This is a genomic window from Actinomyces johnsonii, from assembly GCF_006546835.1.
Taxonomy (GTDB): Bacteria; Actinomycetota; Actinomycetes; order Actinomycetales; family Actinomycetaceae; genus Actinomyces; species Actinomyces johnsonii.
The window spans coordinates 44,941-66,911 of record NZ_VICB01000005.1 but is presented as its reverse complement, the minus strand read 5'-3'; the positions used below and the strand labels follow the sequence as shown (position 1 = coordinate 66,911).

The 21,971-nt window shown below is 70.8% G+C and carries 19 protein-coding genes; 4 read left to right on the top strand and 15 right to left on the bottom strand.

Features of this window, described 5'->3' with window-relative positions; genetic code table 11:
• Positions 1-13 precede the first annotated feature (13 nt).
• Both FK256_RS05065 and FK256_RS05060 read right to left on the bottom strand, forming a co-directional pair.
• Entirely contained in the window at positions 14-1,111 is a 1,098-nt protein-coding gene (locus tag FK256_RS05065; RefSeq protein WP_141423945.1) for a thiamine-phosphate kinase, read from the bottom strand.
• Positions 1,098-2,264 (bottom strand): D-alanine--D-alanine ligase family protein, encoded by a 1,167-nt coding sequence (locus tag FK256_RS05060; RefSeq protein WP_141423944.1) that lies wholly within the window; start codon positions 2,262-2,264, stop codon positions 1,098-1,100. The genes FK256_RS05065 and FK256_RS05060 overlap by 14 nt, the downstream gene beginning before the upstream one ends.
• A 96-nt stretch (positions 2,265-2,360) precedes the next feature.
• Between FK256_RS05060 and FK256_RS05055 the strand changes: the two genes are divergently transcribed.
• Positions 2,361-3,017: an AMIN-like domain-containing (lipo)protein gene (locus FK256_RS05055; protein ID WP_009233628.1), complete on the top strand. Its 657-nt coding sequence runs from the start codon at positions 2,361-2,363 to the stop codon at positions 3,015-3,017.
• A gap of 67 nt (positions 3,018-3,084) precedes the next feature.
• Here the strand turns inward: FK256_RS05055 and FK256_RS05050 are convergent, their stop codons facing one another.
• From FK256_RS05050 to leuC, 5 genes are all read right to left on the bottom strand, one after another.
• Positions 3,085-4,140, bottom strand: a complete 1,056-nt coding sequence (locus FK256_RS05050) for an NAD(P)H-dependent glycerol-3-phosphate dehydrogenase (RefSeq protein ID WP_211343524.1) — start codon at positions 4,138-4,140, stop codon at positions 3,085-3,087.
• The gene (locus tag FK256_RS05045; RefSeq protein WP_141424131.1) at positions 4,137-4,904 is read right to left on the bottom strand and encodes a lysophospholipid acyltransferase family protein; all 768 of its coding nucleotides are present in this window, start codon (positions 4,902-4,904) and stop codon (positions 4,137-4,139) included. Before FK256_RS05045 ends, FK256_RS05050 begins: the two co-directional genes overlap by 4 nt.
• Positions 4,905-5,012: 108 nt before the next feature.
• Positions 5,013-6,335 (bottom strand): UDP-N-acetylglucosamine 1-carboxyvinyltransferase, encoded by a 1,323-nt coding sequence (gene murA / locus FK256_RS05040; protein ID WP_009233631.1) that lies wholly within the window; start codon positions 6,333-6,335, stop codon positions 5,013-5,015.
• A gap of 245 nt (positions 6,336-6,580) precedes the next feature.
• Positions 6,581-7,234 carry a 3-isopropylmalate dehydratase small subunit gene (leuD, locus tag FK256_RS05035; RefSeq protein ID WP_009233632.1) on the bottom strand — a complete coding sequence of 218 codons (654 nt, stop codon included), beginning with the start codon at positions 7,232-7,234 and terminating at the stop codon, positions 6,581-6,583.
• A gap of 56 nt (positions 7,235-7,290) precedes the next feature.
• A complete protein-coding gene (gene leuC, locus FK256_RS05030) occupies positions 7,291-8,817 on the bottom strand; it encodes a 3-isopropylmalate dehydratase large subunit (protein WP_039893954.1) in 1,527 nt (508 codons plus the stop codon).
• 214 nt (positions 8,818-9,031) lie between these two features.
• Between leuC and FK256_RS05025 the strand changes: the two genes are divergently transcribed.
• Positions 9,032-9,769 carry an IclR family transcriptional regulator gene (locus FK256_RS05025; protein ID WP_009233634.1) on the top strand — a complete coding sequence of 246 codons (738 nt, stop codon included), beginning with the start codon at positions 9,032-9,034 and terminating at the stop codon, positions 9,767-9,769.
• Positions 9,770-9,818: 49 nt separating this feature from the next.
• Here the strand turns inward: FK256_RS05025 and FK256_RS05020 are convergent, their stop codons facing one another.
• From FK256_RS05020 to FK256_RS05010, 3 genes are all read right to left on the bottom strand, one after another.
• A complete protein-coding gene (locus tag FK256_RS05020; protein ID WP_021606379.1) occupies positions 9,819-10,964 on the bottom strand; it encodes a glycosyltransferase family 4 protein in 1,146 nt (381 codons plus the stop codon).
• A 62-nt stretch (positions 10,965-11,026) separates the two neighbouring features.
• The gene (nrdR, locus tag FK256_RS05015; protein WP_009233636.1) at positions 11,027-11,482 is read right to left on the bottom strand and encodes a transcriptional regulator NrdR; all 456 of its coding nucleotides are present in this window, start codon (positions 11,480-11,482) and stop codon (positions 11,027-11,029) included.
• A gap of 107 nt (positions 11,483-11,589) precedes the next feature.
• On the bottom strand, positions 11,590-12,324 hold the full coding sequence (locus FK256_RS05010; RefSeq protein ID WP_141423943.1) for a LysM peptidoglycan-binding domain-containing protein: 735 nt from the start codon (positions 12,322-12,324) through the stop codon (positions 11,590-11,592).
• A 214-nt stretch (positions 12,325-12,538) separates the two neighbouring features.
• Between FK256_RS05010 and lexA the strand changes: the two genes are divergently transcribed.
• Positions 12,539-13,354 (top strand): transcriptional repressor LexA, encoded by an 816-nt coding sequence (gene lexA, locus FK256_RS05005; RefSeq protein WP_021606376.1) that lies wholly within the window; start codon positions 12,539-12,541, stop codon positions 13,352-13,354.
• A gap of 111 nt (positions 13,355-13,465) precedes the next feature.
• On the opposite strand, the gene FK256_RS05000 is transcribed toward lexA, so the two are convergent.
• From FK256_RS05000 to FK256_RS04985, 4 genes are all read right to left on the bottom strand, one after another.
• Positions 13,466-14,467: an L-lactate dehydrogenase gene (locus tag FK256_RS05000; protein WP_009233640.1), complete on the bottom strand. Its 1,002-nt coding sequence runs from the start codon at positions 14,465-14,467 to the stop codon at positions 13,466-13,468.
• Between the two features lie 118 nt (positions 14,468-14,585).
• On the bottom strand, positions 14,586-16,634 hold the full coding sequence (locus FK256_RS04995; RefSeq protein ID WP_021606374.1) for an ATP-dependent DNA helicase: 2,049 nt from the start codon (positions 16,632-16,634) through the stop codon (positions 14,586-14,588).
• 8 nt (positions 16,635-16,642) lie between these two features.
• Positions 16,643-18,220, bottom strand: coding sequence for a GTPase HflX (gene hflX / locus FK256_RS04990; RefSeq protein ID WP_021606373.1), 1,578 nt, complete (start codon positions 18,218-18,220; stop codon positions 16,643-16,645).
• Between the two features lie 146 nt (positions 18,221-18,366).
• Positions 18,367-19,740, bottom strand: coding sequence for an MFS transporter (locus FK256_RS04985; protein WP_141423942.1), 1,374 nt, complete (start codon positions 19,738-19,740; stop codon positions 18,367-18,369).
• 32 nt (positions 19,741-19,772) lie between these two features.
• Between FK256_RS04985 and FK256_RS04980 the strand changes: the two genes are divergently transcribed.
• Complete coding sequence (locus FK256_RS04980) at positions 19,773-20,405, top strand: class I SAM-dependent methyltransferase (RefSeq protein WP_039894604.1); 633 nt, start codon at positions 19,773-19,775, stop codon at positions 20,403-20,405.
• A 24-nt stretch (positions 20,406-20,429) separates the two neighbouring features.
• Here the strand turns inward: FK256_RS04980 and FK256_RS04975 are convergent, their stop codons facing one another.
• The gene (locus FK256_RS04975; RefSeq protein WP_141423941.1) at positions 20,430-21,917 is read right to left on the bottom strand and encodes an MFS transporter; all 1,488 of its coding nucleotides are present in this window, start codon (positions 21,915-21,917) and stop codon (positions 20,430-20,432) included.
• Positions 21,918-21,971 lie beyond the last annotated feature (54 nt).

The window sequence follows — 21,971 nt, the reverse complement described above, 5'->3', positions numbered from 1 at the left end:
GGGGAGCGGTGACTCAGGCTCCGGCGAAATGGTCCCACCCGGCGTGCTCGCGAGCCGGTTGTCCGCCCACGAGCACACCCGGTCGATGGCCGAGTCCGTCGGCCATCGGGCTCTGGGGGGCCAGCACCCGGCCGATCACCACGGCGTCTGCCGGCAGACGCTCTGCGGCCTCTGGCGGGACGGTGGCGAGCATTCCGTGGTCCTCTCCCCCGGTGAGCAGCCAGCCTCGGGCCAGGGCGTGTGCTGCCGGTCCACGGCCGCCCGCCACGAGCGCGGCGACCGGCTCGAGGAAGGACATATCAGGCAGGTTCCCCGGATCGTCGAGGTCGATGACGACGCCGCTGGCTCGGGCGATCCGTCCGGCGTCGCGCAGCAATCCATCCGAGACGTCCATCATGGAGGTGGCTCCGGCATCGGCCAGGGCGGGTCCTGCCACCAGGGCCGGAGTCGGTGCCCGGAAGGCGGCCAGGCAGTCCCGGACCTGAGACAGGTCCCGATACTGCTCCGCCGCAGTCTGCTTCCCGGCGCTGAGCAGGGCGAGTCCGGCCGCACTGCGCCCCAGGGTACCGGCGTAGACGACGAGGTCGCCGGGATGGGCACCGCTTCGCAGGACCGGCGCCCTACCCTCGAGATCGCCCAGGACCGTGACGGCCACGATCAGCGACTCCCCTCCGCTGAGGTCGCCGCCGACGACGCCGGCCCCGCAGGGCTCGCAGCCCCGGGCCAGGCCCTCGGCGAAGTCCCGCACCCATGCCACCGGCGTGGTCGGGGGCATGACGAGACCGACGACGAGGGCGACAGGCCGCGCCCCCATGGCGGCGGCGTCGGCGAGGTTCTGGGCCGCGGCCCTTTCGCCGACGTCGCGCCCCGTGGACCACTCGGTGCGGAAGTGGTGCCCCTCGACCAGGACGTCGGTGCTCACCGCCGTGCGCGCGTCGGGGAAGAACAGGACCGCGCAGTCGTCCCCGCTGCCCACCGGGGTCTGCGCGGCGCGCGGCAGAAGGGGTGTGATGAGGGCGAGGAGCTCCTCCTCGCTGAGGTCGCCGACTCTCGCGGCATCAGCGGCATCAGCGGCATCACCGCCGGGAAGAACCGGCTCAGCGGTTGACATCACTGGAGCGCGACAGGGCCAACTCGATGAGCTCGGAGACCAGGTCGGTGTACTCCAGCCCTGAGACCTGCCACATGTAGGGGAACATGGAGAAGGGGGTGAAGCCGGGCATCGTGTTGATCTCGTTGACGACCGCCTCGCCGGTGTCGGTGAGGAAGAAGTCGACGCGGGCGAGTCCCTCGCAGCCGACTGCCTCGAAGGCCCGGGCGGCGGTGTCCATGATGAGGGCCCTATCCTTGGGACCGATGCGGGCCGGGCAGACCATGGCGACGGCGTCGTGGGCCAGGTACTTGGTCTCGAAGTCGTAGAACTCGCCGGCGCCCTGTGTAACGTCCATGGCGATCTCGCCGGGCTCGGCCACCCGGGGAGCGTCGTCGCCGCGGCCCTGCAGGACGGCGACCTCGATCTCACGCCCGACGATACCGCTCTCCACGAGGACTTTCGGGTCGACGGCCCGGGCAGCCTCGATGGCCCCGGGCAGGTCCTCGGGGCGGTCGACCTTGCTGATACCCAGGGAGGAGCCGGCGCGGGCGGGCTTGACGAACAGGGGGTAGGTCAGGGACCGGCAGGCCTCCAGGATCGTCTCGGGATCACGCTTCCAGGCGTGGGGGCCAACGACGACATGCGGAGCCGTGGCGATGCCGGCCGCTCCGAGGAGCACCTTGGTGACCTGTTTGTCCATGCCCGCGGCACTGGCCAGCACTCCGCAGCCGACGTAGGGAACGCCCATCATCTCCAGCATTCCCTGAATGGTTCCGTCCTCGCCGTAGGGCCCGTGCAGCAGCGGCAGGACGACGTCGACCCGGCCGAGCGCTCGGGGACCAGTGGGACCGAGCACGGTCAGCTCGCCGCCTCCCAGCGGGGCGGTGAGGGTTCCCCGACCCAGCGCGTCGGCGGTGATCGTCACTGGCGGTCGGCCGTCGCTCAATTCGAGAGCGGCCGGGTCGTCCTCGACGAGCACCCACTGGCCCTCGGGGGTGATGCCCACAGGAAGGACCTCGTAGCGGTCGCGGTCGATGGCCGACAGGACTCCGGCAGCGGTGGCGCAGGAGATCGTGTGCTCCCCGCTGCGCCCGCCGAAGACGACGGCGACTCGCACCTTGGACTTGTCAGAACTGGGAACGGAGGGGCCGGTTTCCTGGAGGTCTGTCATAGGCCACACGCTACCGCGCGGAGCCCCGTATGCTGATAATGCGCAAAGATCCCGGATCAAAGCGGGCGCCCCGTACGCCCCTGGAAGGAGGCAACGATGCCCCACCGCAGCCCCGTCGCACCGCTCGCCCTGTTGGCCTGCGCGACCCTGGTGCTGAGCTCCTGCTCACTGAGCACGTCGTTCCCCTCGGGCACCCCCACCACCAGCGATGTCGGCACCGGGGGAACACCGGGGACGGCTCCGGCTTCGGGAAGTGCAGCGCCATCCAGTCACCCCCGGCACAACAGCTCGGACGCCCCGGACTGGGGAACCGGCTCCCAGGGGCAGCAGGCGGCAGAGGGCAGCACCCTCACGGTCGCCGACGTCAGAATCGGGAACCACCCGGAGGAGGGCTACAGCCGGCTCGTGGTGGAGTTCGATGGTCAGGGGACTCCGGGATGGAGCCCGCCCCAGTGGGATGCTCCGGCCTCCACCATGGGCAAGGGCGACCCGATCGAGGTTCAAGGAGGGCACACGATGGTCATCCGGGGCAGCGGCGTAGCCGACGTCCCCCCGGACGGGCAAAGGGTCAGCGGCCATAGGCAGATCGAGCTTGACGACTCCGCGAACGACGACAGGAGCATCGACTCGGCCTACATCGATCCCGGCTTCGAGGGCGAGTTCCAGGTCGTGATAGGCACCGACTCCCAGACCTATCGCATCTTCAGACTGTCCAGTCCCACGCGCCTGGTCATCGACATCGCCCACGACTGAGGACCGGCCCAGCGCCGTGCCGCGGCGAGAGTTCCGGGCATCCGCAGTCGTGCGAGACGCGACCGGGCTACGTCTGAGACGCGGCGGCGTGCACGCCCTCGGCCTTGCGAGGACGAGCCAGCAGAGCATCCGTCACCTGGGCGACGCTGGCGGCGCCCTCGACGACGGTGACGACCCCGGCGGTGATCGGCATATCCACCCCGTGGGCCTGGGCCAGGTCGAGGACGGCGCGGGCGGACTTTGCCCCCTCGGCCACGCCTCGGGAGGCCGCGGCGGCCTCGGCCACGCTCATCCCCTCGCCGAGGTGACGGCCGAAGGTCTGATTGCGACTCAGGGGCGAGGAGCAGGTGGCCACCAGGTCGCCCATTCCGGCCAACCCGGAGAAGGTCTCGGGGTGGGCGCCGAGCTCCAGGCCCAGGCGGGTGATCTCCACCAGGCCCCGGGTAATGATCGTGGCCTTGGAGTTGTCCCCCATGCCCCGGCCCGCGGCGGCGCCGACGGCCAGGGCGATGACGTTCTTGACCGCCCCGCACAGCTCGACGCCCAGGACATCGGTGTTCGTGTAGGGGCGGAAGGTGCCGGTGGCGCACATGGCGGCGATCCGGGCGGCGACCCGCTCGTCATCGGCCGCCACCACGGTGGCGGTGGGCTGGCCCGCGGCGATCTCGTCGGCGAGGTTGGGCCCGGAGATGACGACGACGCGGGATCGGTCGATCCCCAGGACCTCGGCCAGCACCTCGCTCATTCGCAGCCCGGTGCCCAGCTCGACCCCCTTCATGAGGGAGACGGCCACGGCGTCGTCGGCCAGGGCGCCGTGGACGGGTTCCAAAACCCCCCGGGCCTCCTGGGAGGGCACGGCTACGACGACGACGCCCGCTCCCTTGACGGCCCCGGCCAGGTCGGTGGTGGCCGTCACGCCCGGCGGCAGGCGGTGGCCAGGGACGTATCGCTCGTTGGTGCCGGTGTTGATCTCGTCGGCGATCTCCTGGCGCCGGGCCCAGATCGTCGTCGGGGCACCGGCCTGAGCCAGGAGGCTCGCGAAGGTGGTTCCCCAGGCGCCCGAGCCGATGACGGCCGCCCGCCGCACCGGCGCCATGCTCGTTGCGTTTCCGGCTCCGCTCACTGACCGTCCTCCCTGCTGTCCGCCTCGGGCAACGGGTCGGGGCGGCGCACGCCGATCCTGCCCTTGCCGGGGTCCCCGTCGTAGCGCAGGTCGAAGGGCCGGGGGGCCTTCTCGCCTCGAAGCTCCTCCACCAGAACGGTGATGGCCCGCATGATCTCGGCCGTGCAGGCGCGCACGGCCTCGCGGTCCTGGGTGTCCTGCCCGAAGCGGGACAGATCCATGAGCCCTCCGATGGTCACGCGCACGTCCTTGCGCGGGAAGGGGTGGAAGGAGCGCCCGTAGGTGTCCAGGATCTCGTGAGCCCCCCACTGCCCCATGGGCAGGACGGGTGCCCCGCTGGTCATCGCCAGCCTGGCCGCGCCCGTCTTGGCGACCATCGGCCACTTGAGGGGGTCCCGGGAGAGGGTACCCTCGGGGAAGATCATGATGGCTCCGCCGTCGGCCAGGACATCGCCGGCGGCCTTGAGGGCCGTGGCTGCGTTCTGGGTTCCCCGCTGGACCGGGATCTGTCCGCCGGCCCTCAGGATCGAGCCGAGCACCGGCACCTTGAACAGGGTGGACTTGGCCAGAGAGTAGACGGGCACGTCGGCGTCGACCAGTGCGCGCATGGCCGTGAGCGAGTCGAGATCCGTCAGGTGGTTGGCCACGGCGATGAAGCCGCCCTCGCGGGGTATGTTCTCCAGGCCGGTCACCTTCTGCCTGGAGACCATCTTGAGGAACGGAATGATCGCCCCGCACGCGGCGAAGCGGTAGAACGGGGTCATGGGGCGCGTTGCAGGCACGGGTGAACTCTATCCGCTCAGGGGGCCGAGCGAGATCCCCCGGGCCCCGGCTCCGCCATACCGATGACCGGCCGGTGCGGCCGTGCGCGATCAGGCCAGTCGGGTGACGGCGGCGTTGAGGGACTCCAGCTTGGACATGAAGTGCTCGTAGCCGCGATCGATGAGGTTGACTCCCTCGACTCGGCTGGTGCCCTCGGCGGTCAGGGCGGCAATGAGGTGGGAGAAGCCGCCGCGCAGGTCGGGTACGACAATGTCGGCACCGCTCAGGGGGGTGGGGCCGGAGACCACCGCGGAGTGGTAGAAGTTGCGCTGGCCGAAGCGGCACTCGGTTCCACCCAGGCACTCCCGGTAGACCTGGATGGTGGCGCCCATCTTGCGAAGCGCACCGGTGAATCCGAAGCGGTTCTCATAGACGGTCTCGTGGACGATGGACAGACCCTGGGCCTGGGTGAGGGCCACGACGAGGGGCTGCTGCCAGTCGGTCATGAAGCCAGGGTGGACGTTGGTCTCCACCACGATCGAACGCAGGTCCCCCCCGGGGTGGTAGAAGCGAATGCCCTCGTCGGTGACGTCGAAGGCGCCCCCCACCTTGCGGAAGGTGTTGAGGAAGGTGGTCATGTGGCTCTGGTGGGCGCCGCGCACGAACACGTCGCCGCGCGTGGCCAGGGCGGCCGAGGCCCAGGAGGCTGCCTCGATGCGGTCAGGCAGGGCGGAGTGGGTGTAGCCGCACAGCTCGTCGACGCCCTCGACGTGGATGGTGCGGTCGGTGTCCACCGAGATGATGGCGCCCATCTTCTGCAGGACGTCGACCAGGTCCATGATCTCGGGCTCGACGGCGGCCCCCCGCAGCTCGGTCAGCCCACAGGCGCGCACGGCGGTGAGCAGGGTCTGCTCGGTAGCGCCGACCGAGGGGTAAGGCAGCTCGATGACGGTGCCATTGAGGCCGTCGGGCGCGGTGAGCCGGATGCCCTGCTCCTGCTTGTCGACGGAGGCGCCGAACTGGCGCAGGATCTCCAGGTGGAAGTCGATGGGCCGGTCGCCGATGCGGCACCCGCCCAGGTCCGGGATGAAGGCCTCCCCCAAGCGGTGCAGGAGCGGGCCGCAGAAGAGGATCGGGATCCTGGAGGAGCCGGCGTGCGCGTCGATATCGGCCATGTGCGCGGACTCGACCTTGGAGGAGTCCAGCTGGAGGACGCCCTCGCGCTGGTCGTAGTCGATGCTCACACCGTGCAGGCTCAGCAGTCCCGAGACCACGTCGACGTCGCGAATGAGCGGGACGTTGCGCAGCACCGAGGGGGAAGATCCCAGCAGGGCCGCCACCATCGCCTTGGGGACCAGATTCTTGGCCCCGCGGACGGTGATCTCACCAGTCAGCGGGCGACCGCCCTCGACCTGGAGCAGACCGTCGACCATGCGCACCTCCATGACGTCATCTGGGCGTGCCGTGCGCGGCCGGGCACCCACCCTCGCGCGGGCGCGCGAGGCCGTCCCAGCATAAGCGCACCTGAGGGACTCCCAGGACCGTTTTCAGCCCCGTATCAGGTGGCCTTCGACTCACAGAAGTTCCCGATCAATATGCGATAGCACCGTGGAAAATCCGATGAGATTCGACGAGGCGACCGCGACCTGGGCAAACCCGGGCATGCCCCCGGTCATTCTCAGGGCCGGGGCATGTCCGCGGCCCTGGCTGGGACGACCTCCTGGGCGGGCAGGTGCTTGGCCGGAAGGGTGCGCGGTTTGAAGGCGGGGCGGGCCTCCTCGTGGGCGCGGATGGCGTCCTCCTGGGTGAGGGTCAGGGAGATGTCGTCGAGCCCCTCCATGAGGATCCAACGCACGTAGTCGTCGATGGAGAACATGCAGCGGAAGGACCCAGCCTCCACCGTGCGGTTCTCCAGATCCACCGTCACCTCGGTGCCCGGCTCGGTCTCGAGGATCTTCCACAGCTGCTCGCAGTCCTCCTGGGACACGACCCCGGCCACGAGCCCCTGCTTGCCGGCGTTTCCGCGGAAGATATCGGCGAAACGGGGGGCGAGCACCGCCTTGAACCCGTAGTCCTTGAGCGCCCATACGGCGTGCTCGCGCGAGGAGCCCGTGCCGAAGTCGGGGCCCGCCACGAGGACGGAGGCCCGCTTGTAGGCCTCCTGGTTGAGGATGAAGTCGGGCTCACCGGCCCGCCAGGAGGCGAACAGGGCGTCGTCGAAGCCCGTGCGCGTGATGCGCTTGAGATACACCGCCGGGATGATCTGGTCGGTGTCGACGGCGCTGCGCCGCAGCGGAGCGCCGATTCCCGTGTGCCGGATGAACTTGTCCACAGCCTCTTTCAGCTCCTTGCCTTCTATCTCTTCGTCTCTTCCGCGGCGCCCGGATGCTACAGGACGGTTACCGGGAGCACGGTGGAGGCCGGCTGCGCCTCCGACGGGACCGCTGCGACCACCGGGATGTCGCCCGGACTCAGCGGCCGGCAATCGGCGCCCTCTAAGTCGGCGGGGTGCGGGGGCAGGTCTCCCGGTGCGGACAGGGTCCCGCGCACGGCGGTGGCGGCGGCCACGACGGGCGAGACGAGGTGGGTGCGCCCGCCCTTGCCCTGACGCCCCTCGAAGTTGCGGTTGGAGGTGGAGGCGGCGCGCTCCCCGGCGGAGAGCTTGTCCGGATTCATGGCCAGACACATGGAGCAGCCGGCGTTGCGCCACTCGGCCCCGAAGCTCTTGAAGATCTGATCCAGGCCCTCGGCCTCGGCCTGCAGGCGCACCCGGGCGGAGGCGGGCACCACGAGCATGCGCAGTCCCTCGGCCTTCCTGCGCCCGCGCACCACCTCGGCGGCGGCCCGCAAGTCCTCGATGCGGCCGTTGGTGCACGAGCCGATGAAGACGGTATCGACCTTGATGTCGCGCAGGGGCGTTCCCGGGACGAGATCCATGTACTCCAGGGCGCGCTCGGCGGCGAGCCGCTCGGTGGCGTCGGCGATGTCCTCGGGATCGGGGACCGCGGCGGACAGCGGCAGGCCCTGGCCGGGGTTGGTGCCCCAGGTGACGAAGGGTTCGATGTCCTTGGCCTCGAGGACCACCTCGGTGTCGAAGACGGCGTCGGAGTCGGTGCGCAGACTGGACCAGTACTCGACGGCCGCGTCCCAATCCTCGCCGACGGGCGCATGGGGACGGTCCTTGAGGTAGTCGAAGGTGGTCTGGTCCGGGGCGATCATGCCGGCCCGGGCCCCGCCCTCGATACTCATGTTGCAGATCGTCATGCGGGCCTCCATCGAGAGCTGCTCGATGGCGCGGCCGCGGTACTCGATGACGTGGCCCTGGGCCCCATTGGTCCCGATCTTGGCGATGATGGCCAGGATGATGTCCTTGGCACCGCTGCCCGAGGGCAGATCGCCATCGATGGTCACGCTCATCGTCTTGAAGGGGGCGATCGGCAGAGTCTGGGTGGCCAGGACATGCTCGACCTGGGAGGTGCCGATCCCGAAGGCGAGCGCCCCGAAGGCACCGTGAGTGGAGGTGTGGGAGTCACCGCACACCACGGTCATGCCGGGCTGGGTCAGGCCCAGCTGGGGGCCGACGGCGTGGACGATCCCCTGGTCGGCGTCCCCCAAGGAGTGCAGACGCACCCCGAACTCGGCGCAGTTGGCGCGCAGCGTCTCGATCTGCGCCCGGCTGGTGACATCGGCGATCGGCAGATCGATATCCAGGGTGGGGGTGTTGTGGTCCTCGGTGGCGATGGTCAGGTCGGTGCGCCGGACTCTGCGCCCCGCCAGGCGCAGCCCCTCGAAGGCCTGGGGGCTGGTGACCTCGTGAACCAGATGAAGGTCGATGTACAGCAGGTCGGGGGCGCCGTCGCCGCCCTTGGACACCACATGATCGCGCCAGACCTTCTCGGCGAGAGTCATTCCCATCGACTTCATCCTCTCAGAAACAGCTGTTCGCGGTCGCGAAGGGCGCGGGAAGCAACCAGAGACTCCACCGAGACTCCGCGCAGACCACGAGAGGCGGCCGCGCCGCGCCCGGAGTCGCAGTCTCCCACCCGGACCCCAAGATGCTGACACAGTGCCGCTTTCCGGAGACGACCCTAACTTGAAATCTCACACCTTGAAATGCCAGTATCAGATTATGGACAGTTCCTTTGAGAACGACAGCAGCGGCGTCGGTGTCATTGACAAGGCGGCCATGGTGATGAGTGCGCTGGAGTCGGGCCCGGCGACTCTGGCCCAGCTCGTGTCCGCCACTCATCTGGCCCGCCCCACGGCACACCGCATTGCGGTCGCCCTGGAGTTCCACCGCCTGGTCACCCGTGACTCCCAGGGCCGCTTCATCCTGGGCCCCAGGCTCACCGAGCTGGCCAGTGCCGCGGGCGAGGACCATCTCCTGGCCGCGGCCGGGCCGGTGCTGGCGGCCTTACGCGATAAGACCCACGAGTCCGCCCAGCTCTACCGCCGTCAGGGCGACGTGCGCATCTGCGTGGCCAACGCCGAGCGCCCCATCGGGCTGCGCGACTCCATCCCCGTGGGCGCGACCATGTCCATGCAGGGCGGCTCCGCGGCTCAGGTGCTGCTCGCATGGGAGGAGCCCGACCGCCTGCACCGTGGCCTGGTGGGCGCCCGTTTCACCGCCACCATGCTCTCGGCGGTCCGACGCCGGGGATGGGCCCAGTCGGTCGGAGAGCGCGAGCCCGGGGTCGCCTCGGTCTCGGCGCCGGTGCGCGGGCCGGGGGGCAAGGTCGTCGCCGCCATCTCGATCTCCGGGCCCATCGAGCGGATGGGCCGCCAGCCCGGCCGTGTCCACGGCCATGTGGTCATGGCGGCGGCGCGCCGCCTGTCCGAGGTGCTCAGCGACGCCAGCATCGGCTGAAGGCCTCCCGGCACTTCCCGACCCGGAGTCTCTCAGGCCTCGACCGCGGCTAGCGCGCGCTCCTCAGATCGATGGCGCGCCGGTAGGCTTCCACGTTCATCTGGACCACCGTGCCCCACTCGGGAAGCGGGTCGACCTCGTAGTTGTGTTCCTTGATGCGTTCGAGCAGCTCGTCGTCACCCAGAAGCGCCGCGAGTTCGCGAGCCAGGCCGGCGTCGTCGTCGGCTAGGAGACCGTCGACGCCATCGGTGACGAAGTCGCTGACCCCGCTGGAGCGCAGGGCGATCACCGCCAGTCCCGCGCTGCGGGCCTCGAGGGTGGAGATGCCGAAGGAGTCCGCGGGCGAGGTCTGCAGGTAAATGTCGGCGCAAGTGAAGGCCCGGGCGAGCTCACTGCGCTCAACGCGCCCCACGAGGGTGATGCGGTCGGCCAGGCCGGAGTCGGCGACTTCCTGGGCGAGCCTGTCGCGCAGCGGGCCGTCCCCGTAAATCTTGAGGACGGCGTCGCATCCCGGGGTGTCCCTGACCGCATGGGCGAAGGCGCGCACGACCTGCAGGGGGCGCTTGCGCTCGATCCATCGCAGGGAGGCGACCACCGTGACCGGCCGGCGGGGCCTGCGCCCTTCGGGTCCGGGGCGCTCCAGACGCCAGTCGTCGATGGTGATGCCATTGGGCAGGACGGTCACCGGCTCGCGGGCACCGGCGCGCCGCACCTCGGCGGCGAGCATGGAGGACACGGCCGTCAGGTCGGCGCCGCCGCGCTGCCACAGCCGCACCGGGCTGATGGGGCCCAGCGCCCCGGCCATCGGCGCCCAGGGCCCCAGCACGCAATGGAAGGTGAGGGACAACGGGAGTCCCGCCCTCTGGGCGGCGGCGATACCGGACCAGGCGAAGGGGGAGACGATGCCGACATGGGCGTGGACGACGTCGGGGCGCAGCCGGGACATGAGGTCGTCCAGCTCGCGCCGGGCTCGCGGGTGAACGGGCAACTCGCTAGGCAGGTGCACGGTGGTGCGGTAGACCGGGAAGCCGTCGCCCCGCTCGACGCTGCGGCCGCGCCGGTCGCCGACCGGCGTCGCAGTGACGACGGCGGGCTCGTGACCGGCCATCCTTAGGTTGCGGGCGAGGTCCCGCACCTGGGTCTCGATGCCGCCCAGTCGCGGCGCGTAGCAGTCGGAGACGATGAGGACGCGCATGCTCTCCAGTCTGCCACGCCTCTTCCTCGCAGGATCCCGCCGCAGCGGGGACGCGTCTGACGCTAGGAGACAACTTCGGCGCGGCGCAGCTCGGCGATGGCGTTCTCGAAGTCCTCCAGGGAGTCGAAGGAGGAGTAGACCGAGGCGAAGCGCAGGTAGGCGATCTGGTCGAGATTGCGCAGGGGGCCGAGGATCGCCAGACCGACGTCGTGGGAGTCCACGAGGGCCTGGCCGCCCGCGCGTATGGCCTCCTCGACCTTGTGGGCGAGGAGCGCGAGCTGGTCGTCGGAAACGGGCCGCCCCTGACAGGCGCGCCTGACCCCGACCATCACCTTGTCCCGACTGAAGGGCTCAACGACGCCGGAGCGTTTGCGGACCGACAGGCTGGCGGTCTCCAGGGTGGTAAAGCGGCGCCCGCACTGCTGGCACTCACGACGGCGACGGATCGAAGTGCCGTCCTCCGCGGTCCGGGAGTCGACGACGCGTGAGCCGTCATGACGGCAGAAGGGGCAGTGCACGCCTCCGTCCTCCGATCTCAATGGATTACCTGTCGGTCCATCGGAGACTAAACGTCGGGCGGACCGCCCCGCAAGCCCGCCTCGCAGTGAAATCCGTGCACAGGTCCTCAGGAGACTGGGACTTCAAGGCTCTGCCCGGCGCGGACGGTGGTGCTCTGAAGGTCGTTGAGCTCGACGATGCGCGCCACGGTCGCCGAGACGTCCGTGGTCCCGCTCGCCGCTGCAATCTCCCACAGGGACTGACCGGGACGGACCACGGTGGTCACGGTGGCGGCCGCCCCCACCGGCGGTTGAGCGGCCGCGGAGGTCGGGGAGGCTAGACCCGCAAGACCGCCGAGTGCGAATCCGCAGCAGGCGAGCGCGATCGCCGCGATAACGGCGAGGGAGCCGCGGCGAAGGAAACGCGGCTCCGTCTGGAAACGGATCGTCCGCCCCTGCCGATCCTGCCGGTTCCCAGACGGAGCGGCCGCGTCCTGCCGGACAGCCTGCCGGCCACGGTCGCGCTGAGCCCGGTCGCGTCGCCTGGCGGCCCGCACCGCCGGGTGCTCAGGAGCGAGTCTCTCCAGCTCCTGCCGGCGACCGCGCAGGGCCACCGGTGCGGAGGGACGCCGCATCGGCAGCTCCGTCGAGTCGGTGGCGGGCGCCGCCATGGGACGGCGGGTCGCGTCATCAGCCGCACCATGCGTCGGGGCCATGGGAACGAAGTCGTCGGTCACCAGCAGGAGCCGAGGTCGGGAGGAGGCCCGCGCAACGGCTCGCCCACCGAGATGTCCGGTGACGCCCCCACGAGTCCGAACCCGAGACGCCGGGCGGGGCGAGGGCGGGATGGCGATGGCGCTCATAACTACCTCCTGAACGCATGTTCGACGAACGCTTGTTCGATACACTAACGCCGGAAGGAGCGACACGTCCAGTACTTCTTCGAACGTGTGTTTGAAGCGTGGTCGTCTTGACGTTAGGCTTGTCGCATCCAAGACGATCACGGACCACCGACATCTATTCCGCGCCCTTGACGCCTGCGGGCCCGAGGGCCGTCCGGTAGAGAGGGCCAGAACCATGAGCACCACAGCAGACCGGGGCACCTCACCGGCGTCGGCCCTGCGCACCGGCGCAGACGTCTCCGAAGCAGTCACCGACACGAGCGCGGTCGCAGACACCGTCGCCGAGACCATCGACGGTCTCGACAGGCGCGCCCGGGCGGTCTATGAGGCGGTCCGTGAGGCCGTCGCCGCCCACGGCTACCCGCCCTCGCTGCGGGAGATCGGCGAGCAGGTGGGTCTGACCAGTCCCTCCTCCGTCAAGCACCAGTTGGACAAGCTCGAGCGCCTGGGGCTGATACGTCGGGATCCCAAGCGCCCGCGGGCGATGGAGGTCATCGCCGCCGTCCGCGGCGCCGGCGCCCACGCAGACGCGCCCGTCGGCTCAGCCCGGACCGCCCCGCTCGAATTCCCTCGCATCCCGCGTATCCCGGGTATCGAGGATGGGGACGCGGTCGCCGTGCCGCTGGTGGGACGGATCGCCGCTGGAACCCCGATCCTGGCGGAGCAGGACGTGAGCGACGTTATGGCTCTGCCCCGCCGTCTGACCGGTGAGGGCGAGCTCTTCATGCTGGAGGTGCACGGGGACTCGATGATCGAGGCCGCCATCTGCGACGGCGACTGGGTGGTGGTTCGTTCTCAGCCCGACGCGGCTAATGGCGAGATCGTGGCGGCTATGGTCGAGGACGTCGACGGCGCCTCGGCGACGGTCAAGGTGCTCTCCCGTCGCGACGGTCACCAGTGGCTACTCCCCCGCAACTCCAGCTACGCCCCGATCGATGGCGACCACGCCACGATCATGGGCAAGGTGGTCACGGTACTGCGTTCCCTATAGCCGCTCTCAGCTGATTGAGAGGACCGCTCAAGACGAGCCGGGCTCGCAGCCCTATGACTGAAGGCCCGCCCCGGTGACCGGGGCGGGCCTTCGGCGACTCGGATCAGCGGCTCAGTAGCCCAGACCGCGAGCGACCTCGCGCAGGTGGTCGGCGGAGGCGGTCAGGCGCTCCTTCTCGTTCCCGGTCAGGGGCAGCTCGAGACGGCGCCCGGCGCCCTCGCGGCCCACGATCGTGGGGACGGCCATGCACACGTCGGAGATGCCGTGCCAGTTGTCCAGCAGCGGGGAGATAGTGAGCACCCGCTGCTCGTCGTTGAGGACGGCGCCGATGATGCGCTGGACGGCCAGGCCGACCGCGTAGTTGGTCGCGCCCTTGCCCTCGATGATGCGGTAGGCGGAGCGAACGACGTCGTGGGCGATGCGCTCGCGCTTGGCCTCGTCGAACACGCCGCCGTCGAGGGTGGTGCCCCACTGGGTGATCGGCACGCCGCCGATCTCGGTGGAGGACCACAGGGGCACCTCGGAGTCGCCATGCTCGCCGGCGATGTAGCCGTGGATGTTCTGGACGGCCGTTCCAGTCTCCAGGGAGATGAGGTAACGCATCCGGGCCGTGTCCAGAACGGTGCCGGAGCCGAAGACCTGGTTCTCGGGCAGGCCGGTGATCTTCTTGGCGCAGTAGGTCACCACATCCACCGGGTTCGCCACGAGGACGAAGATGGCGTTGGGGGCCACCTCCACGAGCTTGGGGAGGATCTTCTCCATGATGCCGACGGTGGCGCCGGCGAGCTCGAGGCGGGACTGGCCGGGCTTCTGCTTGGCGCCTGCGGTGATGGCGATGACGTCCGCATCGCGGCAGATCTCGGGGTCGTCGGAGCCCGAGACGGAGCCGGCGGAAGTGAACTGGATTCCCTGGGCGATGTCGAGGGCCTCGGCCTCGACCTTCTCCTTGACGATGTCCTGCAGAACGACCTCGCGGGCAACGCCCTTGGTCACGCAGGCGTAGGCGAGGGTGGAGCCGACGGCCCCGGCGCCGATGACGGCGACCTTGGAGGGACGGCCGGAACGGTTGGTGGGGTAGGAGCCTTCAGCGGTAGTGGTGATGTGGTCTGACACGTTCTTCTCCTCAGTGGGATCTGCTGGGCAGGACCGCAGGAGCGCGAGCACCCGCTCGCGCCAAGCCTACGTGCAGATCCTACTGAGGGGCGCGTACCTAAGGGCCCACCCGGCGGGTTCACTCCCCTCCCGGCGCGTCGGGGCGGGCGGACAGGCGCCTCAGGGCGGCACGGACCACGTCGGGCTTCGTCGTCGGCCACAGGGCGGGCATGGAGCGGGTGAGGAAGCCCGCATAGCGGGCGGTGCGCAGGCGCGAGTCCAGGACGGCGACGACGCCGCGGTCCTGGCCGCGTCGGATGAGACGGCCCGCGCCCTGCGCCAGGAGCAGGGCGGCGTGGGTGGCGGCCACGCTCATGAAGCCATTGCCTCCGGCGGCCACAACGGCATCGCTGCGAGCCTGGGCGACCGGGTCGTCGGGACGGGGGAAGGGGATGCGGTCGATGACGACGAGCCGACAGGTGCGCCCGGGCACATCCACGCCCTGCCACAGCGAGAGGCTGCCCACCAGGCAGGCGGCCTCGTCGTCGGCGAAGGCCCGTACCAGGGTGGGCAGCTGATCCTCTCCCTGGGCGTAGACGGGCAGGTCGGTGGCTCCGCGCAACACCTCAGCGGCCTCCTGGGCGGCGCGCCGGGAGGAGAACAGACCCAGCATGCCGCCGCCGGAGGCCTCGACCAGGGCGAGCATCTCGTCCAGGGCGGCCTCGGAGATGCCGGCGCCGGGGCGGGGCAGGTGGGCGGCCACGTAGAGGATTCCCTGGCGGGGGTAGTCGAAGGGGGAGCCCACGTCGACGCCCTTCCAGGGCTGCTCGGCCAGGGGCAGTCCCAGGGCCCGGGCCATGGGGTCGAAGCTGTCCCCCAGGGCGAGGGTCGCCGACGTCATGACGCTTGAGCGCCCGCCCAGCAGGTGGCCGGCCACAGAGCCTGCGACCTCGATGGGGGCCAGGAGGAGGCGCGGGGGATCGGCGCCCAAGCGGGGCCGTTCGATCCAGGCGACGTCGCGCCCCTGGACCACCGAGTCCGAGGTCATGCGGTCCAGGGCGTCGACCAGATCGCCGACGGAGGTGCGGGCGATCGCCAGTCCCCCGGACGCCTCGCCGGTTCGGGCACGGACCCGGTCGCGCACATCGGAGGCGACCTGGCGGGAGGCGCCGTCCAGGACGAGGAGTGCGTCGTGCAGGGCGGCCGGAAGGGGCGCCTCCAGCCGACCGTCGGGCAGCTCGGCCAGGACAAGCTGGAGGGCCTGCCCGGCGGCCTCCAAGTCGCCGACCGTGACGGAGGCGTGCTTGCGGGCGGTGGCGGCGGTGCGCGCCACGGTGGTCGCCGACAGGGCGATGGTCCCCTGGGAGCGGACACGGTCGGCCAGCTCGTGGGCCTCATCGACGACGAGGACCTGGTGGTCGGGCAGGACTCCGGGGTTACCCGCGACAACCACGCCGAGCATGGCGTGGTTGGTGATCACGAGGTCGGCCCGGGAGGCCGCGGCGCGGGCCAGCTCTGGGAAGCACTCGGTCTTGAGGGGGCAGGCCTGTCCCAGGCACTCGGCCCGGGAGACCGAGACCTGGGCCCAGGCTCGCGGGGAGACGCCGGGGACGAGATCATCGCGGTCGCCGGTGTCGGTGTCGGCCGCCCATTCGCGCAGACGCACCACCTGCTCCCCCAGACTCGCCTCGGCTCCGTGGCCCGCAACCGGCTGGGCGACGGCGTCGCCGACGTCGAAGAGGGCAACATCGTCATCATCCTGCGGATAGCCGCCGGCCAGACGATGGCGGCACAGGTAGTTCTGCCAGCCCTTGAGCAGGGCGACCTCGGGGCGGGTGCCGGTGACCTGCTCGACGGCATCGGCAGCCAGGGGGGCGTCCTTGGAGAGGATCTGCCGTTGGAGCGCCAGGGTGGCGGTGGAGACCACGACCCGGTCGCCGGTCTCCACCGCGTGGACCATGGCGGGCACCAGGTACCCGAGAGACTTTCCCGTTCCGGTGCCGGCCTGCACCAGGAGGTGGGTGCCATCGGCCACGGAGCGGGCGACCTCCCGGGTCATGGTGATCTGGCCCTGGCGGGGGCTTCCGCCCATGGCGCGCACCGCAGCATCCAGGACGTCCAGGACCCTCTGGTCACTGGGGTTGTCGGTGTCGAGCCGGTCCGACTGGTCCGGCGAGGTTCGGGTCACGGCGGCTCTCAGCCGACTGCGGCGCCTGTGGCGACGCCCTCGATCTCGGCTGCCAGGGCGGCGCCGACGCGCGCCACGATGCGGGTCCCGGTCTCGACGTAGTCGACCGTGTCGATCTCTCCCTCGGCGTGCACACGGGAGACGAGGTCGCCGCGCGAGTAGGGCACGACGACGTCGATGCCCACCTGCGGGTGGGGCAGCATCTGCTCGATGCGGGCGTGCAGCTCCTCGATCCCCTCCCCCGTGCGGGCCGAGACCGTCACCGCATCGGGCAGACCGGTGCGCAGCGCCGCCAGGGTAACGGCGTCGGCGAGGTCGACCTTGTTGAGGACGATGAGCTCGGGCACGTCCAGGGCGCCGGGGATCTCGGACAGGACGGTGCGCACGGCCGCCACCTGACTGAGGGGGTCGGGGTGGGCGGCGTCGACCACATGGAGCACGAGGTCGGCGCCGGCCACCTCCTCCAGGGTGGAGCGGAAGGCCTCGATGAGCTCGTGGGGCAGGTTGCGCACGAAGCCGACGGTGTCGGTGAGGGTGTAGGTGCGACCTTCGGAGGTCTCGGCCCGCCGCACGGTGGGGTCGAGGGTGGCGAACAGGGCGTCCTCGACCATGAGACCGGCCCCGGTGAGCCGGTTCATGAGGGAGGACTTGCCGGCGTTGGTGTACCCGGTGATCGCAACCGACGGGATGGCGCCGCGGCGGCGTGAGCCGCGCTTGGTCTCACGGGAGGGCGCCATGGCCCGGATCTCGCGGCGCAGGCGAGCCATGCGCTGACGGATGCGACGCCGGTCGAGCTCGATCTTGGTCTCGCCGGGGCCGCGCGAACCGATGCCCTGGCCGGCGGCCACACGGCCTCCGGCCTGCCGGGACATGGACTCGCCCCATCCGCGCAGGCGCGGCAGGAGGTACTCGAGCTGGGCGAGCTCGACCTGGGCCTTGCCCTCACGGGACTTGGCGTGCTGGGCGAAGATGTCCAGAATGAGGGCAGTGCGGTCGACGACCTTGACGCCGACGACGTCCTCCAGTGCGCGGCGCTGGGAGGGGGCGAGCTCGCCGTCGACGATGACCGTGTCGGCTCCGGCGGCGGCCACGACGTCGGCCAGCTCGTGAGCCTTGCCGCTGCCCAGGTAGGTGGCGGGATCGGGGTGGTCGCGCCTCTGGATGAGGGCGTCGAGGACCTCGCTGCCGGCGGTCTCGGCCAGGGCGGCCAGCTCGCGCAGAGAGGTTCCGGCGTCCTGGGAGTCATGCGGCTGCGGGCCGCTGGCACCCGGTGCGCCGCCCGAGGGGGCGAGCGACCGGGGCAGCTCCAGGCCGACCAGGACCACCTTCTCCAGACGGACCTGGCGGTACTCGACCTCGCTGACGTCCTCCAGTTCGGTGGACAGCCCGGCCACGCGGCGGCGGGCGGCGCGGGCCTCGCGTTCGAGGGCACCGTCGTCGGCTCCCTGTCCATAACCGGTCTCCCGCTCGTGCTGGGCGGCGGTGGAGGCCAGGGCAGTTCCGGTGCGGGAGAGGACTCGGGCGACGACGTCATGGACGTCGGCGTCGTCGGGGGTGGCAGAAGTGTTGGAGTGGTGCTGGGTCACAAGAAGTCCTTCGTCGTATGCCTGCGTCCCCTCGGCGGGGCGCGATGGTTCTTCCGGGAGCGGCGGCTGCCGCCGGTTCAGCGCATACGAAGGATCCACATGGGGGCGATGCTACTGCCCACGGGCCTGTGAGGCCACCCGCGTGTTCAGGCGGCGCGCCGGGCCAGCAGCGGGGTGAGGAGGAGCCCTCCGGCGAGCAGGGCGAGCGTCGGCCACAGCCGGGCGGCCTCGACGCCGGATGCGGTGGGGGCGACGAAGGCCGTCGCGGCCGTCCCCAGGACGGCGCCACCGGCGGCTCCGGCGATCGTCACGGCGGTGGCGGCCCGGGCATGGGTGATGCCGTCGGGCTCGGCGGGATCGGTGACGATGCGGTTCATGGTGTCCAGGTGGGTCAGGCCCATGCCGATGCTCGCCACGCCGTAGCCCACGGGCAGCCCCCACCAGCCAGGTCGGCCGAGAACCGTGGTGGTCATGAGCGCGGCGCCGAGGACGAAGAAGGCCGCGGCCAGCGCGGTGCGGCGGCGGTAGGCCTCCGGCTCTCGCGCCGGGCGGGCCCCGCAGACGATCGCGACGACCGACCATCCGATGCCGCCTGCGGTGAGCGCCCAGCCGGTCTGGGTCGGGGTCATGTCCAGGACGTCGTGGGCGCTGGGAGCCACCAGGTAGTCCAGGGTCAGGAAGAAGGCGCACACCCACATCAGGGTGGCGATGCCCGCGCGCCGGCCGGTCGCCAGGCACAGGGTCCCTGCGGGCAGGACGCGCGAACAGGACCAGAGCACCAGTGCGGTCCCGCCGGCGACTCCGGGCCAGAACCAGGGGCTGGAGGAGCGCAGCGCCCCGATGATCGCCACGCCTGCGGCCATGGCCCCGGAGGGCAGCCATGGCACCGCCTCTTCGCCTTCTTCCCCCTCATCCAGGCTGAGGTCGCCGATCCGCCCGGCCATGACGGCGCGTGCCGCGATGAGCAGCGGCAGGTAGGCCACGAGGGCCCACCGCCAGCCCCAGGAGGTGCTGATGCCGGAGGCGTAGACGGGGCCGACCAGAGCCGCCACGACCCACATGCCCGAGCCCGCAGCCAGGCACAACCGCCTCCAGGCGTCGGGCAGACCTGCGACCATGACTCCCATGGTCACTGTTGCCAGCGCTCCGGCGGCCAGGCCCCGCAGGATCTCCCCGAGGACGTAGACCTCGATGGTCGGGGCGAGGGCTCCGACTACGGCGCCGACCACCAGCAGGACTGTCAGTGCGGTCATGAGGCGGGCCGGCCGCCAGCGGGTGAGCATGGCCCCGCCCAGTGGCATCGTCAGGAAGGCGGGGACCTGGGCGGCGGCCGTCACCAGTCCGTAGGCGTTGCGGGCGCCCATTTCGGTGGCCAGCAGCGGCAGGACCGTCTGGTTGAGGTAGACCTGCATGCCCGCCAGTAGTTCGACGATGAGCACCGCCAGCGCCAGATGTCCCGCCCGTGAGCCGAGGAGCGCTCCGAGCGACGGGCTGATCGGGGACTCGGGAGGGGCGCTCATGCCCGTCAGCGTACGCGGGTAGCCTGGTGGGCGTGAGCGAGCACTACTTCACCGCATCCCCCGCCGTCGAGGCCGAGGAGCGTACCCATCGCTTCGCGATCCGCGGCGTCGAGCACACGGTGGTCACGGCCTCGGGCGTCTTCAGCGCCGACCGCCTCGATAAGGGCACCCAGGTCCTCCTCGACCGTGTACCCGATCCTCCGCAGACCGGTACCCTACTCGACCTGGGCTGCGGCTGGGGCCCGATCGCGCTGGCCCTGGCCGACGCCGCCCCTGGGGCCACGGTCCTGGCGACCGACGTCAATGAGCGCTCACTGACCCTGACCGCCCGCAACGCCGAGGCCGCAGGCCTGGGCAATGTGCGCACCCGCCCGGCCGAGGAGCTGCTGGCCGAGCTGCGTCAGACCTCGACTCCGGTGGACCTCATCTGGTCAAACCCGCCGGTGCGCATCGGCAAGGGGGCTTTGCACGACCTCCTGCTGGCATGGTTGCCGCTGCTGTCCGACGACGGTGAGGCCTGGCTGGTGGTGCTCAAGAACCTGGGAGCCGACTCACTGGCGACGTGGCTGACCGACCAGGGTTGGGACGTGAGCCGACAGGCATCGTCCAAGGGCTTCCGCGTGCTGCGGGTGCGTCGCCGGCAGGACGGGTCCACAGGTGGCTGAACGATCCGCTCGCGACCTGGGCGGCTATCGGCGTCGTCGGGCCGCCAGGCGCAGGTCGTAGGCGGCGACCGCGGCGGCCACGGCGATGGCGGCCACAACGGCCAGCAGTCCCGCCTGGGCGGCTGCGTCCCACCCCGAGGTGTGCGAAACGCGGAAGGTCAGGCCCGTGATGGCGGCGATGCCGATGGAGGTGCCGATGCGTTCACCGGTCTGGAGGATGCCGCCGGCGGCGCCTGCGTACTCCAGGGGGACATCGGCCAGCGAGAGGGTCTGGTTAGGGGAGACCACGAGCCCCTGGCCCGCCCCGAGCACGAGGAGCGTGAGGGTGAGCCACCAGGGGCTCCAGCCCGCGCTTGCGCGCATATGGATGACGCCGATGCTCGCCAGCAGACCGGCCATCCCCAGAGCCATGCCGCCGAGCACCATGGCGCGGCCGACCCTGATGACGCGGCGGCCGGCGACGGCGGCCGCGACCGATCCCGCTAGGGCGGCGGGGACCCCGATGATTCCGCTGGCCAGGGCGGTGGAGCCCAGGCCGGCCTGGACGTACTGGGCCACAATGATCCACACGGAGGTGTAGCCCAGGAAGTACACGGCGATGGCCAGGCTCCCGAATGCGAAGGACGGGATGGCCAGAAGATCGAGGTCCACCATGGGGGCGCCGCCCCGGGCACGGTAGTGCTTCTCCCAGGCCACCCAGGTGCCGATGACGCCGATGCCCGCCGCCTCCAGGCACCAGACCCAGGCGCCGGCCGAGGCCTCCATGAAGGGGATCATGATCAGGAGCGTGCCCGCGGCCAGTAGGCCCATGCCGATGGGGTCGAGGTCGACCTTGCTCCGGCGGGATGCCCCGTTCTTCGCGTCGTGGTCGGCAAGGCGCGTATGGTCCCGTGGGCTCTGGCGAAGCCAGGCGGATGCGGGCAGGTAACGGCGCGCCGCCCAGACGCCGAGCAGGGTGAAGGGGACGTTGATGAGGAAGGAGGCGCGCCAGCCCCAGTCGCCGCCGAGCCAGCCGATGAGCCCGCCGCTGAGCACCGGCCCCACCGCCACCGAGACCCCGATGACAGCGCCGAAGGCTCCGAAGGCACGGCCTCTGGCCTCACCGGTGTAGTACTGCTGGATCATGCCGGCCACCTGCGGGTTGAGCAGTCCGGAGCCGATTCCCATGACCGCTCGGGCCAGGTTGAGGGTGACGACGTCGGGGGCGAGCCCCGAGGCCAGCGACCCGGCCCCGAACAGGATCATGCCGATGACGAAGATCCGGCCTCTGCCCATGACGTCGCCGGCGCGGCCGGCGGGGACGAGGACGACTCCGAAGACGAGGGCGTAGCCGGAGACGACGAGTTGGAGCCCGGCGGTGCCTGCATTCAGGTCCTGGGAGACTGCCGGGAGGATGACGTTGACCGAGGAGACAGCCAGCAGCGTGACGAAGGCGGGGATGAGCAGTGTCGGCAGGAGTCGCCGGTGGTCGGACTCAGTCGCATCGGGGTCCGGGGGTTGTGAGCTGGGCACCCCAAGAGGCTACCGCGTCCCCGGTCGTTCAGAGCCGCTCAGGCCGCCCAGGGC

Excerpts from the sequence above, each read along its gene's own strand:
- FK256_RS05010 (WP_141423943.1), bottom strand. The coding sequence starts at position 12,324 with ATGAGCGCCATCGCCATCCCGCCCTCGCCCCGCCCGGCGTCTCGGGTT.
- FK256_RS05045 (WP_141424131.1), bottom strand. The coding sequence starts at position 4,904 with ATGACCCCGTTCTACCGCTTCGCCGCGTGCGGGGCGATCATTCCGTTC.
- leuC (WP_039893954.1), bottom strand. The coding sequence starts at position 8,817 with ATGGGAATGACTCTCGCCGAGAAGGTCTGGCGCGATCATGTGGTGTCC.
- FK256_RS05025 (WP_009233634.1), top strand. The coding sequence starts at position 9,032 with ATGGACAGTTCCTTTGAGAACGACAGCAGCGGCGTCGGTGTCATTGAC.
- FK256_RS05020 (WP_021606379.1), bottom strand. The coding sequence starts at position 10,964 with ATGCGCGTCCTCATCGTCTCCGACTGCTACGCGCCGCGACTGGGCGGC.
- FK256_RS04985 (WP_141423942.1), bottom strand. The coding sequence starts at position 19,740 with ATGAGCGCCCCTCCCGAGTCCCCGATCAGCCCGTCGCTCGGAGCGCTC.
- FK256_RS05055 (WP_009233628.1), top strand. The coding sequence starts at position 2,361 with ATGCCCCACCGCAGCCCCGTCGCACCGCTCGCCCTGTTGGCCTGCGCG.
- murA (WP_009233631.1), bottom strand. The coding sequence starts at position 6,335 with ATGGTCGACGGTCTGCTCCAGGTCGAGGGCGGTCGCCCGCTGACTGGT.
- FK256_RS05060 (WP_141423944.1), bottom strand. The coding sequence starts at position 2,264 with ATGACAGACCTCCAGGAAACCGGCCCCTCCGTTCCCAGTTCTGACAAG.
- FK256_RS05065 (WP_141423945.1), bottom strand. The coding sequence starts at position 1,111 with ATGTCAACCGCTGAGCCGGTTCTTCCCGGCGGTGATGCCGCTGATGCC.
- lexA (WP_021606376.1), top strand. The coding sequence starts at position 12,539 with ATGAGCACCACAGCAGACCGGGGCACCTCACCGGCGTCGGCCCTGCGC.